Source organism: Curtobacterium sp. WHRI 8282 (assembly GCF_040223925.2).
GTDB lineage: Bacteria > Actinomycetota > Actinomycetes > Actinomycetales > Microbacteriaceae > Curtobacterium > Curtobacterium flaccumfaciens.
The window spans coordinates 840,515-856,560 of record NZ_JBEHCD020000002.1 but is presented as its reverse complement, the minus strand read 5'-3'; the positions used below and the strand labels follow the sequence as shown (position 1 = coordinate 856,560).

Sequence of the window (16,046 nt, the reverse complement as noted above, 5' to 3'; positions counted from 1 at the left end):
GCCGGTGGGTCGCGCCTCCAGACCGTCACGGTGACGCTCCGGACGCCGGCTGCTGACCGCGCGGACGACCGGGAGGCCCTGGTCGCCGCCGTCGCGTCGGCGACCGGCGTCGAGCCGGTCGCGGTGCGCGCGGGGCGCGTCTGCCCGCACTGCGCGGGGACCGACCACGGTCGTCCGTGGGCGAGCGTCGCGGGCACAGTGGTCGGCGTGAGCCTGGCGCGCGCACCGGGGTTCGTCGCCCTCGCGGTCGGACCGTCGGCGCTCGGCGTCGACGTCGAACGGGTGTCGCGGGTCGCCGCCGCACCGCTCGACGCCTTCACCCCGGATGAACTCCGTCGAGCCGACGGGGACCCGGCGCTCCTCGCCGCCGCGTGGGCGGCCAAGGAGGCCGTGCTGAAACGCGACGGTCGCGGGCTGCGGGTCGACCCGCTCGCGGTCGAGGTCGACGTGGCCGCCGGCACCGCCCGCTTCGAGGGTGTCGGACAACCGCTCACCCTGCTGTACCCCGCGCCGGACGTGGTGCTCGTCGTCGCGGCGGGTGGCCTGTCCGTCAAGGTCGTCGGGACGGTCAGCGGGGGAGCGTGAGCACCTCGGCGCCGTCCTCGGTGATCGCGATGGTGTGCTCGGTGTGGGCGGTCCGCGCTCCGGTGGCACTCCGCAGCGTCCACCCGTCGGCGTCGGTGACCAGGACGTCGGTGTCCGCCATCACCCACGGTTCGAGCGCGAGCAGGAGTCCGGGCCGCAGCGTGTAGCCGCGGCCGGGGCGCCCGGTGTTCGACACGTGCGGGTCCTGGTGCATGGTCGAGCCGATGCCGTGTCCGCCGAACTCCACGTTCACCGGGTAGCCCGCGGCTTCGAGGACGGTGCCGATCGCGTGGGACAGGTCACCGATGCGGGCGCCCGGTCCGGCGGCGGCGATGCCCGCGGCCAGCGCGCGTTCGGTGGCGTCGATGAGGGCGAGGTCCTCGGGGCGCGGGGTGCCGACGACGAAGCTGATCGCGGCGTCGGCGGCGATGCCGTCCAGGGACACCGCGAGGTCGAGGGTGAGCAGGTCCCCGTCGTGCAGCACCCGGTCGTGCGGCAGCCCGTGCAGCACGGCGTCGTTCACGGCCGTGCAGATGTGGTGGCCGAACGGACCACGGCCGAACGAGGGCGCGTAGTCGACGTAGCAGGAGTCGGCACCGGCGGCCTCGATCATCTGCTTCGCCCACCGGTCGATCTCGAGCAGGTTCGTGCCGACGCGGGTGCGTTCGCGCAGGGTCTGCAGGATCGTGCCGACGAGGGCTCCGGTGGCGCGGCCCTTGTCGACCTCGGCGGGGGTCAGGATCTCGATCACGCGGATGATCATACCGGTATTACTATGTGGTCATGGTCCGTCTCCCACTCCGCCCCGACGAGGTCGAGCGCGGTCGTCGCCTCGGTGCGCTGCTCCGTCGTGCCCGTGGTCCGCGATCGATCGTGGACACCGCCCTGGCCGCGGGGATCTCGCCGGAGACGCTCCGGAAGATCGAGACCGGCCGCATCGCGACGCCGGCGTTCTCGACGATCGCGTCGGTCGCGGGCGTGGTCGGACTGTCGCTCGACGCGGTGTGGTCCGAGGTCAGCTGCGACCCGGCCGACGGCGAGCTGGCCGGCTAGTCGACGCGGCGGCGTCGCGAGCTGGTCGACGCGGCGGCGGAGCTAGCCAGCGGGCAGCGTCGGCACCGACGCCTCGTCGATCCAGGGTCCGGTCACCGCCCGGACGTCCGCGACGGAGCGGCCGGTGGCGTCCGCGAACGCACGGAGCACGTCGGGCACGGTGACGGATCCGTGCCGGTGCCGCTCGGTGATGCTCCGCAGCCCGGTGAAGAAGGCGTCGTCGCCGATCGTGCGGCGGACGGCGTGCAGGGCGAGGGCGCCGCGCTTGTAGACGCGGTCGTCGAACATGTCCTTCGCGCCCGGGTCACCGACCACCAGGTCCTCCGGCTGCTCGAGCAGTCCCTGCCGGTACCGCTCGGCCAGCTGGTCGGCGGTGTCGTCCCCGCGGTCCTCGGACCACAGCCACTCGGCGTAGCAGGCGAACCCCTCGTGCAGCCAGATGTCCTGCCACCGGGTGACCGTGACGGAGTTGCCGAACCACTGGTGGGCGAGCTCGTGGGCGATGAGGCGGTCGGTGCCGTGCTCGCCGTCGACGTGGTTCCGGCCGAACACCGCCAGGCCGTGGGCCTCGAGCGGGATCTCCAGGTCATCGTCGGTCACCACGACGCCGTACGCCACGAACGGGTACGGGCCGAACCGGTCACCGAACAGCGCGAGCATCTCCGGCACCTGGCCGAAGTCGGTCTTCGCGGCGGCGGCGAGGTCGGCGGGGTGGTGCAGCGTGACGGGGACCCCGCTCGTGCGCAGCTTCGTGGTGCGGTACCGGCCGATCTGGACGGTCGCCAGGTAGGTCGCCATCGGCTCGGTGGTGGCGTAGGTCCAGCGGGTGCCGACGCGGTCGCGCTCCTTGGCGAGCAGCTCCCCGTTCGCCAGGACGTCGTACGCCGCCTCGGCCGCGATCTCGATCCGGTACGTGGCCTTGTCGTCGGGGCGGTCGTTGCACGGGAACCACGACGGCGCTCCCGTGGGCTGCGCGGCGACGATGACGCCGTCGGACAGTTCTTCCCAGCCGAGCTGCCCCCACGCACTCCGGACGGGGTGCGGGGTGCCGCGGTACCGCAGGTGCACGCTGAACACGGTGTCGGCGGCGATGGGGTCGGCCGGGGTGACGGTCACCTTGTGCGCCGCGGTCGAGACCTTCTTCGCCCGGCGTCCGTCGACGTCGACCCGGTCGACCGTGAGCCCGTGCAGGTCGATCACGACCTTCTCGAGCGGCTCGAGGGCACGCGCGGTGATCGTGGCGGTGCCGTCCAGGCGGTTCGTGGCGACGCGGTAGTCGAGACGGAGCTCGTAGTGCTCGGCGCTCCACCGTCGGTCGCCGCTGTGCGGGGTGTACGGGTCTGCGGCGGGATCGGAGGGCACGGGGACAGTCAACCTCATGGCGCCGGTGGGGCGGTCACCGACGGTGCTGCCGATGTCCACGGAGCGATCGGGTTGCCGGACCAGCGGGAACCCGTCGGCACCTGCTCACCGCGCATCACGAGCGAGGACGGCCCGACGGTCGCCCCGGCACCGATGCCGGCCGCCGGCAGGACCACGCTGTGCGGCCCGAGGGTCGCACCCGCGTCGATCCGGACGGTGTCGAGCTGCATCACGCGGTCGTGGAACAGGTGCGTCTGCACGACCGTGCCCCGCGCCACCGACGCCCCGGAGCCGATGGTGACCAGGTCGGCCTCGGGCAGCCAGTACGTCTCGAGCCAGGTGCCGCGGCCGATCGTCGCACCGAGGCTCCGCAGCCAGACGGCCAGCGCGGGGGTGCCGGTGGCTTGCTCGGCGAACCAGGGGCGCGCGACGGTCTCGACGAAGGTGTCCTGCACCTCGTTGCGCCACACGAACGACGACCACAGCGGGTGCTCCCGGGCCGTGATCCGGCCGACGAACGCCCACTTCGCGATCGTCGACACCACGGCGGCGACCGCACCGGCGGCGATGAGCACCGGCCCGGCGAGCAGCACCGTCCACCCGATCCCGACGGCCGACCACAGCGCCAGCAGGGCTCCGGCCACGCCGAGCGCGATGGCGGCGGAGACCATCGGGGCCACCAGGCGCAGCAGTTCCCAGCAGCCGCGGGCGACCTTGAGCCGCCTGGACGGACGGAACGTGCGCGCCTCGTCGAACTCCGTCGCCGCACGCCGCAGCCGCACCGGGGGCGACCCGAGCCACGACGACCCGCGCTTGGCCTTCTTCGGCACCGCGGACAGCACCGCCACCAGGGCCTCGCGCGGCACCGAGCGTCCGGCGCCCGTCATCCCGCTGTTGCCGAGGAACGCCCGACGGCCGACCTTCGAGCGACCGATCCGCACCCGACCGCCGCCGAGCTCGTACGTCGCCACCATCGTGTCGTCGGCCAGGAACGCCCCCGACGCGATCTGCGTCAACGCCGGGATGAGCAGCACCGTCGAGATCTCGGTGTCCCGACCGACCCGGGCACCGAGCAGCCGCAGCCACACCGGCGTCACGAGCGAGGCGTACAGCGGGAACAGCAGGGTGCGCGCCGCGTCGAGCACCCGCTCGGTCGACCACACCTGCCAGCCGATCCGGGAGCGCACCGGGTGCCGCCCCTCGTGCAGCCCGATGCCGAGCAGCCGCACCGCGACCACCACCAGCAGCGCGTACACCGCACCGGCGACGACCGTCGCCAGGGGGACCGTCACCAGCGCACGGAGCACCGCGTCGCCCAGGGTCGACGCCCGCCCGACCAGGGCGAGGGCGACCAGCAGGCCGACCGCGACACCGACCACCGGCAACCCGGCCACCGCCAGGGACCCGGCCCCGTACGCGAGCAGCCAGCGTCGACGGGTCGCGGGACGGGCCTCCCGGTCGTCACGAGCCGACCCGGTGCGCTCCGCCGGCGCCCCCGCCCAGCGTTCGCCCGCGGGCACCGGGCTGCCGACGGCGGAACCCGCCGTGATCTCGGCACCCGCACCGACGTGCGCCCCCGGCAGCAGCGTCGTCCGGCTGCGCACCACGGCGTCCTCGTCGACACGGACGTGCCCCAGGTGGAACACGTCGCCGTCGAGCCAGTGCCCGGCCAGGTCGACCTCGGGCTCGATCGACGCACGCTTGCCGATCGTGAGCATCCCCGTCACCGGGGGCAGCGTGTGCAGGTCGACGTCCCTGCCGATCCGCGCACCGAGTGCCCGGGCGTAGTAGCTGATCCACGGGGCACCCGCCGTCGACGGGCCGTCGACCGCCTCGGCGATGCGCTCGGCCAACCACACCCGCAGGTGCACGGAACCACCGCGGGGGTACGACCCCGGCCGGACCCCGGCGAGCAGCAGCCGCGCCAGCACCACCGTCAGCGCCATCTTGCCGATCGGCGTCACGAACACCAGGAGCGCCAGCACCAGCACCGGCCAGGGCAGCACCGGCAGGAACGGCAGCGTCGTCGCGTGCAGCACCGCAGCCACCAGGGCCGTCCACGTCAGCACCCGCAACCCCCGGAGCACCTGCACCGGCAGCCCGAGCAGCGTCATCAGCAACCCCGTCGCCGGAGGCACCGGCGTGACGTCACGCGACGACGCCTCGACCGGGCCGGACTCGTCCAGCGCCGCCGCCAACGCCCCGATCCGCGGGTGGTCGTACACGTCCGCCACCGTCGTCGTCGGGAACCGCTCGCGGATGGCCGACACCAGCTGCGCCGCCGTCAACGACCCACCGCCGTGCGCGAAGAAGTCGTCGTCGACGCTCGCCACCGGCACCCCCAGGATCGCCGACCACCGCTCGGCGATCCACGCCACCGTGTCCGGCAGCATCGCCGCGTCCGAGGCGCCCGGCAACGGCCACGGCAGCGCCGCACGGTCGACCTTGCCCGACGTCCGCGTCGGCAGCGACTCCACCACGGCCACCAACGGCACCAGCGCCGCCGGCAGCTCCTGCCGCAACCGGGCGTTCGCCGCAGCCACGTCCACCGTCGCCCCGGCCACCGGGGCCACGTACCCGACCAGCACCTGGTTGCCCGCCGGGGTCCGCTGCACCACCGCGGCACCACCCGCCACGTCGTCCAGGGCCTGCAACGCCGCATCGATCTCCCCGAGCTCGATCCGCCGGCCACCGAGCTTCACCTGGTCGTCCGCACGCCCCTGGAACACCAGCCCCTCGGGCTCGTACCGCACCAGGTCCCCGCTCCGGTACGCCCGCTCCCACCCGAGCTCCGGGAACGGCGCGTACTTCTCCGCGTCCTTCGCCGGGTCGAGGTAGCGCCCCAGCCCGACCCCGCCGATCACGAGCTCACCGACGCCGCCCGGCTCCACCCGTCGTCCGGCGCCGTCCACCACGGCGAGGTCCCACCCGTCCAGCGGCAACCCGATCCGGATCGGCTGGCTCCCGTCGAGCAGGGACCCGCACGCCACCACCGTCGCCTCGGTCGGCCCGTACGTGTTCCACACCTCACGGTCACGACTCGCGATGCGCGCCGCCAACTCCGGCGGGCACGCCTCACCGCCGAAGATCACCAGCCGCACCTGCTCCAGCGCATCGTCCGGCCACAACGCCGCCAGCGTCGGTACCGTCGACACCACCGTGATCGTGTGCGCGATGAGCCACGGCCCCAGGTCCACCCCCGTCCGCACCAACGACCGGGGCGCCGGCACCAACGCGGCACCGTGCCCCCACGCCAGCCACATCTCCTCGCACGACGCGTCGAACGCCACGCTCAGCCCCGCCAGCACCCGGTCACCCGGACCGATCGGCGCCGCCTGCAGGAACATCCGCGCCTCGGCGTCCACGAACGCCGCAGCACTGCGGTGCGTGACCGCCACACCCTTCGGCACCCCGGTCGACCCGGACGTGAAGATGATCCACGCGTCGTCGGTCTCGCGCGGGAGCTCGGCGCTCGCCGCAGGGTCCGTCACCGGCAGCTCCGTGCCGGCACGGTCGCGCAGGACACCGCTCGCGCCGATCACCCCGACGACACCGGCTTCGCCGAACACCAGGGTGGCGCGCTCCTCGGGGTCGTCGGCGTCGACCGGCACGTACGCCGCTCCGGCGGCGAGGACGGCGAGGATCGACAGGTACAGGTCGCGCCCGCCGGAGGGGATCCGCACCCCGACCCGGTCACCCCGTCGGACACCGCGGCGCGCCAGGTCGTCGGCCTGTGCGCGCACGAGGTCGAGCAGGGCGGCGTAGTCGACACTGCCGGCGGGGTCCTCGAGGGCGGTCGCGTCCGGGTGGGTCGCCGCGGTCGCCGCCAGGACGTCGAACAGGGTCCGTGGGGCGGGCGCGTCGCCGCCGCGGGCGAGTTCGAGCTGCGCGTTCCCGGTGCCGATGGTCATCGAGGCCTCTTCCCGGTCGAGTGCGGGACGACCGGCCCGTGATCCTAGAGGGTCGAGGTGTCCTGCTCGGGAACGGACGGTGCCGCACCGGTCACCTCGAGCGCCGCACGTGCCGCGTCGAGCGCCGTGGCGATCCCGATCGAGTCGTCGAGCGAGTGCAGCGGCGACTCCGTGCGGCCGTCCGCCACGTACTGCGCGAGCGCCGCGGCCTGCCACACGAGCCCCTGTCGCCCCTGCAGCCCGGTCGGCTCCGCCCAGTGGTCCTCCCCGCCCGGGTGGTGCACCGCGAACGACGCCGGGAACACGAAGTGGTCGGTGTACCGAACCGTGGCCCGGCTGCCGGCGACGACCGCCAGCCCCGGCGTCCACGCCGTCATCGACGTGGCCACCACCGCCTGCGCGCCACCGCCCGCCGTCGACACGGTGACGGACTGGAGGTCGACCCCGCGATCCGAGACCGCCCCCGTCGTGCTGCTGGTCACCGGGGCGCCGGTGGCGAACCGTGCGAACCAGTGCCCGTACACACCGGCGTCGAGGAGGGCACCCCCACCTGCGGCGGGGTCGAACATCCGGTCCGCCGGGTCCGGGTCGTGCGGCCACCCGACGTCGACCGTCGCGAGCCGGACGTCGCCCAGGATCCCGTCCGCGAGCAGACGGGCGACGACGGTCGTGCCCGGCAGGTACCGGGTCCACATCGCCTCCATCGCGAGGACGCCCGCGGCCCGGGCGGCGTCGGCGAGGGTGCGCGTGTCCGCCGCCGAGGTCGTCATCGGCTTCTCGACGAGCACGTGCTTGCCGGCGGCGATCGCGAGCAGTGCGTGCCCGAGGTGCTGCGGGTGCGGCGAGGCGACGTAGACCACGTCGACGGACGGGTCCGCCACGAGGGCCTCGTACGACCCGTGCACACCGGGCACACCGTGGCGGGTGGCGAAGGCCGCGGCACGCTCGGGGGAGCGGGACCCCACGGCGACCACGCGCTGGTCGGAGTTTGCGTGCAGCGTCGCGGTGAAGTCGTTCGCGATCTCCCCGGGGCCGATCACACCCCACCGGAGCACGGATCCGCCCCGCAGTGCGTGGACTCCGGGCACCGGGAACGTCATGGTCATGCCCGAACGCTACCGGGCGGGCCCGTTGCTCGCCGCGCGGTCCGTCCTGCTGCTCACCCTCGAGGAGCACGGGGTCGGTCCTGCTGCTCACCGTCGAGGCACCCAGCCACGAGACCGGCGACGAACCCGGAGGAGTCTCAACGGGGAAAGGTCGCCGCAGGCGACATCGCGCGCAGCTGACTGAGCGAAGCGAAGACAGCTGCTTGCGCGGAAATGTGACTGTGCCCCCAGGAGGATTCGAACCTCCGCCCCTGCCTCCGGAGGGCAGTGCTCTATCCCCTGAGCTATGGGGGCCGAGGGGTGTCAACAACCGTAGCAGGTCCGGCGGGTGGTCCTGGACAGCGCGTGTCGCGCCGTGGACGTCACGACGGGCGGCCTGGAGGCGCGGTGCGGGCCCGCCACGGGCCTCCCGTCCGCACCGTGCGTCGGTCGCGTTTCCGTGCGAGGTTCCGTGTCCCGTGCGGCGTTGCAAGCAGCGCTCCACGTGCGCAACCTCGCACCGGACGGCGCCCTCGCACCGTGCGTGGCCGCCGCCGGGCTGGAGGCGCGGTGCGGGCCCGCCACGGGCCTCCCGTCCGCACCGTGTGAGCGTCGCGATCCGGTGCGAGGTTCCGTGTCCCGTGCGGCGTTGCGAGCCGCGCACCACGTGCGCAACCTCGCACCGGACGGCGGCCTCGCACCGTGCGCGGCCGCACCACGGGTCAGCCCGCGGGCGTGGCCGTGGCCGACGCGGACGGCTGCAGCGCTGCCCGCACCGCGTCGACGACGGGCTGCGCCCCGCCCGGTTCGGTGAACAGCGTCGACTGCGCGGTGATCCAGTACGGGTCAGCGAAGGCGTCCGCGCGGCCGACGTCGCCGCTCAGGGCGAAGTACCCCTCCACGCGGTAGGTGGGGACGGACCCGCCCCGCTCGTACAGGGCGTCCTTCAGGTTGGTGAGCGACTTCTCAGGCAGGTCGGCGACCGCGAGCGTGATCGCCGTGGCGTCCGCGTCGGTGCTGACGAACCGGCACACGCGACCCTGCTGCTTCGCGATGGTCGCAGCGGGGGAGCCCTTCGCGGGGGTGAAGGAGTCGTCGAGCTCGAAGGTCTGCCCGTACACCGACAGCGCGCTGGTCGGCAGGAGCTCCGCGCAGGTCTCGGACACCGGCTTGCCCGCCGGGGTGGCGGTGGCCGACGGGGTGCTGTCGCCGCCGCCCGAGCAGCCGGCGAGCACGACGGCTGCTGCGGTGGTGAGCGTGGCGACGGTGAGCGCCCGGGCACGGCTGCGGGGGGTCATCCCGACATGATGCTGCATCGACCGGTGCGGACCTGGGCGTCCCGGTAGGATCGGTCCTCGTGACTCCTGCCGAACTCTCCGCCGCGTACCTGTCGATCCTGACCGGGATCGTCGAGCGCCGAGGCGCGTCCGAGACCGTGACGATCGAGGAGTCCCACGTGGTGCTCGAGCGTCCGAAGAACCGCGCCCACGGCGACTGGGCCTCGAACGCCGCCATGCAGCTCGCGAAGCGGCTCGGCACGAACCCGCGCGAGCTCGCGACCGAGATCGCCGGCGAGCTGACCGAGCTCGACGGCGTGGACTCGGTCGACGTCGCCGGCCCCGGCTTCATCAACATCACGCTCGAGGCCGCCGCCGCGGGTGAGATCGCGCGCACCATCGTGGACGGTGGCGAGTCCTTCGGCACCGGCGACCTGTACGACGGCGTCCGGATCAACCTGGAGTTCGTCTCCGCCAACCCCACCGGCCCGATCCACATGGGCGGCGTCCGCTGGGCCGCAGTCGGCGACAGCCTGGCCCGCGTGTTCCAGGCGCAGGGCGGACTCGTCACCCGCGAGTACTACTTCAACGACCACGGCGCGCAGATCGACCGGTTCGCCCGCTCCCTCGTCGCCAGCGCACTCGGTGAGCCGACGCCCGAGGACGGCTACGGCGGCGCCTACATCGCCGAGATCGCCGCACGGGTCATCGCGACCCTCGAGCCGGGCATCGACGTCCGCGACCTGCCGCGCGACGAGGCGCAGGAGCTCTTCCGTCGCGAGGGCGTCGACTTCATGTTCGCGGACATCAAGTCGTCGCTGCACGACTTCGGCGTCGACTTCGACGTCTACTTCCACGAGAACGCCCTGCACGAGTCGAAGGCCGTCGAGCGTGCCATCGCCCGACTGCGGTCGGCCGGCGTGATGTACGAGGCCGAGGGGGCCGAGTGGCTCCGCACGACCGACTTCGGCGACGACCGCGACCGCGTCGTCATCAAGTCGGACGGCGAGCCCGCGTACATCGCCGGCGACCTGGCGTACTACCTCGACAAGCGCGAGCGCGGGTTCGAGCGGAACCTGATCATGCTCGGCGCCGACCACCACGGCTACGTCGGCCGGATGATGGCGATGTGCGCCGCGTTCGGGGACGAGCCGGGCAAGAACCTCGAGATCCTGATCGGGCAGATGGTCAACCTGCTCAAGGACGGCGAGCCGATGCGCATGTCGAAGCGCAACGGCACCATCGTCACGATGGAGGACCTCGTCGACGCCGTGGGTGTCGACGCCGGCCGGTACGCCCTGGTCCGGTTCGCCAGCGACACCGCGATCGACATCGACCTCGACCTGCTCACCAAGCGCACGAACGACAACCCCGTCTTCTACGTGCAGTACGCCCACGCCCGCACGCAGTCGGTGGCCCGGAACGCCGCGGCGGCCGGGGTCGACCGGTCCGTGTTCGACGCGTCGCTGCTGACCCACGAGTCCGAGAGCGCGCTCCTCGGAGCCCTCGCCGAGTACCCGCGGGTGGTCCGGCACGCCGCCGAGCTGCGCGAGCCGCACCGCATCGCGCGGTACATCGAGCAGCTGGCCGGCCTGTACCACCGCTGGTACGACTCCTGCCGTGTCACGCCCCTCGGCGACGAGCCCGTGACCGACCTGCACCGCACGCGCCTGTGGCTGAACGACGCCACCGGGCAGGTCGTCCGGAACGGTCTCGGCCTGCTCGGCGTGTCGGCGCCGTCCCGCATGTAGCGGCGTGACGCCGGCAGCGGCGCCGCCGCTGTCCGCACAACCAAAGTGAGCCCGAACCACGCAGTCGCGCAGTTCGGGCTCACTTTGGTTGTGCACGGCGACCGCCCATCCGCCGGTCGTGCACGGCGACCGCCCATCCGCCGGTTGTGCACGGCGACCGCCCATCCGACGGAGCCGCTGCGCCGGACGCGCACCGGGGCTCCAGGCAGGCTGCCGGGACGGACTGGCAGGGTAGGACGCATGCCCGCAGCAACCGAACGCCCCACCACGCGCCGCCGCTGGCCCGTCGTCCTGCTCGTGGTCGTCGTCGTGCTCGCCGCCCTCGTCGTGATCGCCGAGTTCGTGCTGCGCGGCGTCGTCGACCGGATCATCGCCCAGCAGGTCGAGCAGTCGCTGCCGGACGGCACGACCGGCGAGGTCGACGCCCACGCCGAGGGCATCGTCATCCCGCAGCTCATCAGCGGCACCCTCGACCGCGTCGAGATCTCCTCGGCGAAGCTCACGGTCGACGGCATCCCGCTCGCCGCCGACGTCACCGCGCAGGACGTCCCGGTGGACGGCAAGGGTGACGTCCGCGACGTCGACGGCACGGTCACCCTGGCGTCGTCGAGCGTCAAGGACCTGGCGAAGTACAGCCCGCTGTTCGACCGGCTGAACCTGGTCGACGGCGGCGTCGAACTCACGGGGTCGTCGTCGGTGCTCGGCTACGACATCACCTACGCCGCCAAGGGGGCCGTCGTCGCGCAGGACGACGGCCGCGGCATCACCATCACCCCGGAGAGCGTCCGGATCACGAACTCCGACCTCGGCCTCAAGGTCGACTCGATCCCGGGCGTCACCGGTGTCCCGGTGCAGGTCTGCACCGCGCAGTTCCTGCCCGAGGCGCTGCGGGTGCGCTCGCTCGACGTGTCGAAGTCGGACGCGACGGTCCGGATCACCGCGGATGCGCTGCCGCTCAACGAGGACGGCCTGCGGACCGTCGGCAGCTGCGGCTGAGCGGACGGGTGCGTAACGCGGCCTGGAGAAACGGCTCGCGTCGGTAGGATCGGGTCCCGTGAGCGAGAACCCCCTTGCACCGCCGCGGCTGCGGTTCCCGACGGACGCCTCCGAACTGGTGGACCGCATCTGGCCCGCGTCCGCGACGCGGACCGACGACGGCACCCTGGCGATCGGCGGCATCAGCGCGACGGACCTGGTCGCGCAGTTCGGCACGCCCCTGTACGTCGTCGACGAGCGTGACGTCCAGTCCCGCGCCGTCCGCGTGCGGAACGCGTTCGCCGAGGCGTTCGAGCGCATCGGCAGCCACGCGCACGTCTACTACGCCGGCAAGGCCTTCCTGACGACGCAGGTCGTCGCGTGGATGGCCGAGGCCGACCTGCGCGTGGACGTCTGCACCGCCGGTGAGCTCGCGGTCGCCCTGGCCGGCGGCATCGACCCCGGCCGGCTCGGCTTCCACGGCAACGACAAGTCCGACGCCGAGATCACCCGCGCGGTCGAGGTCGGCATCGGCACGATCGTGCTCGACAGCCACGAAGAGGTGCAGCGAGTCGCCCGTGCCGCCGCCGACGCCGGGGTCGTGCAGCGCGTCCGCATCCGGATCAACACCGGCGTGCACGCGTCCACCCACGAGTACCTGGCGACCGCTCGCGAGGACCAGAAGTTCGGCATCCCGCTGTCCGAGGCCGTCGAGGCCGCGGCAGCCGTCCGCGCCGAGCCCTCGCTCGCCTTCGTCGGGCTGCACTCGCACATCGGTTCGCAGATCTTCGACGACGCCGGCTTCCGCGAGGCCGCACGCCGACTGATGGACGTGCACGCGACGCTCGTGGCCTCCGGTCCGGTGCCCGAGCTGAACCTCGGCGGCGGCTGGGGGATCGACTACACGGAGGCCGACTCGGCCTTCGCCCCCGAGGACGTCGCCGACGCACTGGCCACGATCATCGGCGAGGCCTGCGCCGAGCGCGGCATCCCGGTGCCGGACATCGCCGTCGAGCCGGGCCGCTACATCATCGGCCCGCCCGGGGTGACGCTCTACCGCGTCGGCACGGTCAAGCCGGTCACGCTCGAGACCGACGACGGCGGCAGCGCGACCCGCACGTACGTCTCGGTCGACGGCGGGATGAGCGACAACATCCGTCCCGCCCTGTACGGCGCCGACTACACGGCCCGGCTCGCCCGCACCTCCGACGCCCCGCCGGTGCTGAGCCGCGTCGTCGGCAAGCACTGCGAGAGCGGCGACGTCGTGGTGGACGACGAGTACCTGCCCGGCGACGTGCAGCGCGGCGACGTGCTGGCCGTCGCGGCCACCGGTGCCTACTGCTGGGCGCTGTCGAGCAACTACAACCACGTGGGCCGCCCGCCGGTCGTCGCCGTCGCGGACGGCGCAGCCCGTATCCTCGTGCGGGGCGAGACGATCGACGACCTCCTCGCCCGTGACACCGGGGTCGCCGCCGCGCCCGCCGACGGCACCGGCCGCTGACCCCCGACCCGACCGGGTCCGCCCACCCCGCAGGGCGCACCCCCACCGACAGGAACCGCTACCAGATGATCGAATACCGCAACGTCCGTGTCGCGCTGCTCGGGGCCGGCTCGGTCGGTTCCCAGGTCGCGCGACTGCTCCTCGAGCACGGCGACGAGCTGGCCTCGCGCGCCGGTGCTGGGCTGGAGCTGGTCGGGATCGCCGTGCGCGACGTGGACGCGCAGCGCGACGTCGATCTGCCGGCGGAGCTCTTCACCACGGACGCTGCATCGCTCATCCTCGGCGCGGACATCGTCGTCGAGCTCATCGGCGGCATCGAGCCGGCGCGCACCCTCGTGCTCCAGGCCCTGCAGTCCGGCGCGGACGTCGTCACCGGCAACAAGGCGCTGCTCGCGACCCACGGCCCGGAGCTCTTCGCCGCGGCCGAGCAGGTCGGCGCGCAGCTCTACTACGAAGCCGCCGTGGCCGGGGCGATCCCGATCATCCGTCCGCTGCACGACTCGCTCGCCGGTGACCGCATCGTCCGGATCATGGGCATCGTCAACGGCACCACGAACTTCATCCTCGACCTGATGGACCGCAAGGGCTCCACGTTCGAGGACGCCCTGGCCACCGCGACGGAGCTCGGGTACGCCGAGGCCGACCCGACCGCCGACGTCGAGGGCTACGACGCCGCGCAGAAGGCCGCGATCCTGGCCTCGCTGGCGTTCCACACCTCGGTGCCGCTCGCCGCCGTGCACCGCGAGGGCATCACCCACGTCACGATCGACCAGGTCCGCGCCGCCCGCAAGGCCGGCTACGTCGTGAAGATCCTGGCGACCGCCGAGCGTTTGACCGACGAGGACGGCCGCGAGGGCGTCAGCGCCCGCGTCTACCCGGCCCTCGTGCCCGAGTCGCACCCGCTCGCGAGCGTGCACGGTGCGAAGAACGCGGTGTTCGTCGAGGCCGAGGCTGCCGGCGACCTGATGTTCTACGGCGCGGGTGCCGGTGGCGTCGAGACGGCCTCGGCGGTCCTCGGCGACCTGGTCTCCGCGGCCCGCCGGCACGTCATCGGCGGCCCGGGTGTCGCCGAGTCGACGCAGTCCGAGCTGCCGGTGTTCCCGATCGGCACCGTCCGCACGAGCTACCAGATCACCCTGCACGTCACGGACGCCCCCGGCGTGCTGTCGACGGTCGCCGGCGTGCTCGCGAAGCACGGCGTCAGCGTCGAGACGGTCGAGCAGACCACCACCGGCGCAGCCGAGGGGACCGCGACGCTCGTCATCGGCACCCACCTGGCGCGTGAGGCCGACCTGGCGGACACCGTCGTCGCCCTCCGTGGCGAGGACGTCGTCCTGGACGTCACCAGCGTCCTGCGCGTCGTCGGTCGCTGACGCGACCACGGGCCTCCAGACCGACCAGCAGGCTCACCGAGCCGAACCACCACCAGATCCACCCCACCGGACAGAGAGAGAAGCCTGATGGCCCACCAGTGGCAGGGAGTCCTGCGCGAGTACGCCGACCGACTCGACGTGACCGAGGCGACGCCCATCGTCACGCTCGGAGAGGGCGGCACGCCGCTCATCCCGGCTCGTCGGCTCTCCGAGCGCACCGGCGCCGAGGTCTACGTGAAGTTCGAGGGCATGAACCCGACGGGTTCGTTCAAGGACCGCGGCATGACGATGGCGATCTCGAAGGCCGTCGAGCACGGCGCGAAGGCCGTCATCTGCGCCTCGACCGGCAACACCAGCGCCTCGGCCGCCGCGTACGCCACGCACGCCGGCATCACCGCTGCGGTGCTCGTGCCCGAGGGCAAGATCGCCATGGGCAAGCTCAGCCAGGCCGTCGCCCACGACGCCCAGCTGCTGCAGGTGCAGGGCAACTTCGACGACTGCCTCGACATCGCCCGCGACCTGGCGGCGAACTACCCGGTGCACCTCGTCAACTCCGTCAACAACGACCGCATCGAGGGGCAGAAGACCGCCGCGTTCGAGGTCGTCGACGTCCTCGGTGACGCACCGGACTTCCACTTCCTGCCCGTCGGCAACGCGGGCAACTACACCGCGTACTCGCGCGGCTACCGCGAGGACGTCGCCGCCGGCCGCAGCACGAAGCTGCCCCGCATGTTCGGGTTCCAGGCCGCCGGTTCCGCCCCGATCGTGCACGGCGAGGTCGTCCGGCACCCCGACACCATCGCGTCGGCGATCCGCATCGGCAACCCGGCCTCGTGGCAGTTCGCGCTCGAGGCGCAGCAGGAGACCGACGGCTACTTCGGTGCCATCACCGACGAGGCCATCCTCGCGGCGCACCGCATCCTGTCGGCCGAGGTCGGCGTGTTCGTCGAGCCCGCATCGGCCATCGGTGTCGCCGGGCTGCTCGAGCGTGCCGACGCCGGTGTCGTGCCGAAGGGCGCGAAGGTCGTCATCACGGTCACGGGCCACGGCCTGAAGGACCCGCAGTGGGCCCTCCGCACGCCGGACGGCGGCGAGGTCACCCCGACGAGCGTGCCGGTCGACACGAAGTCGATCGCCGACGTGCTCGGTCTGGTCAGCGAGCAGTGATCTCCG

The 16,046-nt window shown here is 73.1% G+C and carries 12 protein-coding genes and 1 tRNA gene; 7 read left to right on the top strand and 6 right to left on the bottom strand.

Annotation, left to right across the window (positions count from 1 at the left end; genetic code table 11):
• The first annotated feature begins 30 nt into the window (after positions 1-30).
• A complete protein-coding gene (locus ABRP24_RS10265; protein ID WP_349848715.1) occupies positions 31-585 on the top strand; it encodes a 4'-phosphopantetheinyl transferase superfamily protein in 555 nt (184 codons plus the stop codon).
• On the opposite strand, the gene map is transcribed toward ABRP24_RS10265, so the two are convergent.
• Positions 569-1,336 (bottom strand): type I methionyl aminopeptidase, encoded by a 768-nt coding sequence (map, locus tag ABRP24_RS10260; RefSeq protein ID WP_027465797.1) that lies wholly within the window; start codon positions 1,334-1,336, stop codon positions 569-571. The genes ABRP24_RS10265 and map overlap by 17 nt on opposite strands.
• A gap of 32 nt (positions 1,337-1,368) precedes the next feature.
• Between map and ABRP24_RS10255 the strand changes: the two genes are divergently transcribed.
• Positions 1,369-1,638 carry a helix-turn-helix domain-containing protein gene (locus ABRP24_RS10255; RefSeq protein ID WP_214522484.1) on the top strand — a complete coding sequence of 90 codons (270 nt, stop codon included), beginning with the start codon at positions 1,369-1,371 and terminating at the stop codon, positions 1,636-1,638.
• A gap of 42 nt (positions 1,639-1,680) precedes the next feature.
• Here the strand turns inward: ABRP24_RS10255 and ABRP24_RS10250 are convergent, their stop codons facing one another.
• The 5 genes from ABRP24_RS10250 to ABRP24_RS10230 form a co-directional block, all read right to left on the bottom strand.
• Positions 1,681-3,000 (bottom strand): M1 family metallopeptidase, encoded by a 1,320-nt coding sequence (locus ABRP24_RS10250; RefSeq protein WP_349848712.1) that lies wholly within the window; start codon positions 2,998-3,000, stop codon positions 1,681-1,683.
• Between the two features lie 14 nt (positions 3,001-3,014).
• On the bottom strand, positions 3,015-6,911 hold the full coding sequence (locus ABRP24_RS10245) for a Pls/PosA family non-ribosomal peptide synthetase (protein ID WP_349848710.1): 3,897 nt from the start codon (positions 6,909-6,911) through the stop codon (positions 3,015-3,017).
• Positions 6,912-6,955: 44 nt separating this feature from the next.
• Positions 6,956-8,017 carry a Gfo/Idh/MocA family oxidoreductase gene (locus tag ABRP24_RS10240; protein ID WP_349848708.1) on the bottom strand — a complete coding sequence of 354 codons (1,062 nt, stop codon included), beginning with the start codon at positions 8,015-8,017 and terminating at the stop codon, positions 6,956-6,958.
• Between the two features lie 222 nt (positions 8,018-8,239).
• Positions 8,240-8,311, bottom strand: a tRNA-Arg gene (locus tag ABRP24_RS10235).
• A gap of 407 nt (positions 8,312-8,718) precedes the next feature.
• Positions 8,719-9,294 carry a hypothetical protein gene (locus tag ABRP24_RS10230; RefSeq protein WP_027465794.1) on the bottom strand — a complete coding sequence of 192 codons (576 nt, stop codon included), beginning with the start codon at positions 9,292-9,294 and terminating at the stop codon, positions 8,719-8,721.
• Positions 9,295-9,353: 59 nt separating this feature from the next.
• Here ABRP24_RS10230 and argS point away from each other — a divergent pair, with 59 nt between their 5' ends.
• The 5 genes from argS (at position 9,354) to thrC (ending at position 16,040) form a co-directional block, all read left to right on the top strand.
• On the top strand, positions 9,354-11,024 hold the full coding sequence (argS, locus tag ABRP24_RS10225) for an arginine--tRNA ligase (protein ID WP_056068838.1): 1,671 nt from the start codon (positions 9,354-9,356) through the stop codon (positions 11,022-11,024).
• A gap of 240 nt (positions 11,025-11,264) precedes the next feature.
• Positions 11,265-12,020: an LmeA family phospholipid-binding protein gene (locus ABRP24_RS10220; protein WP_027465792.1), complete on the top strand. Its 756-nt coding sequence runs from the start codon at positions 11,265-11,267 to the stop codon at positions 12,018-12,020.
• A gap of 58 nt (positions 12,021-12,078) precedes the next feature.
• Positions 12,079-13,500, top strand: coding sequence for a diaminopimelate decarboxylase (gene lysA, locus ABRP24_RS10215; RefSeq protein WP_349848705.1), 1,422 nt, complete (start codon positions 12,079-12,081; stop codon positions 13,498-13,500).
• 65 nt (positions 13,501-13,565) lie between these two features.
• Positions 13,566-14,873 carry a homoserine dehydrogenase gene (locus ABRP24_RS10210; protein WP_027465790.1) on the top strand — a complete coding sequence of 436 codons (1,308 nt, stop codon included), beginning with the start codon at positions 13,566-13,568 and terminating at the stop codon, positions 14,871-14,873.
• Between the two features lie 87 nt (positions 14,874-14,960).
• A complete protein-coding gene (thrC, locus tag ABRP24_RS10205; protein ID WP_027465789.1) occupies positions 14,961-16,040 on the top strand; it encodes a threonine synthase in 1,080 nt (359 codons plus the stop codon).
• Positions 16,041-16,046: the final 6 nt, after the last annotated feature.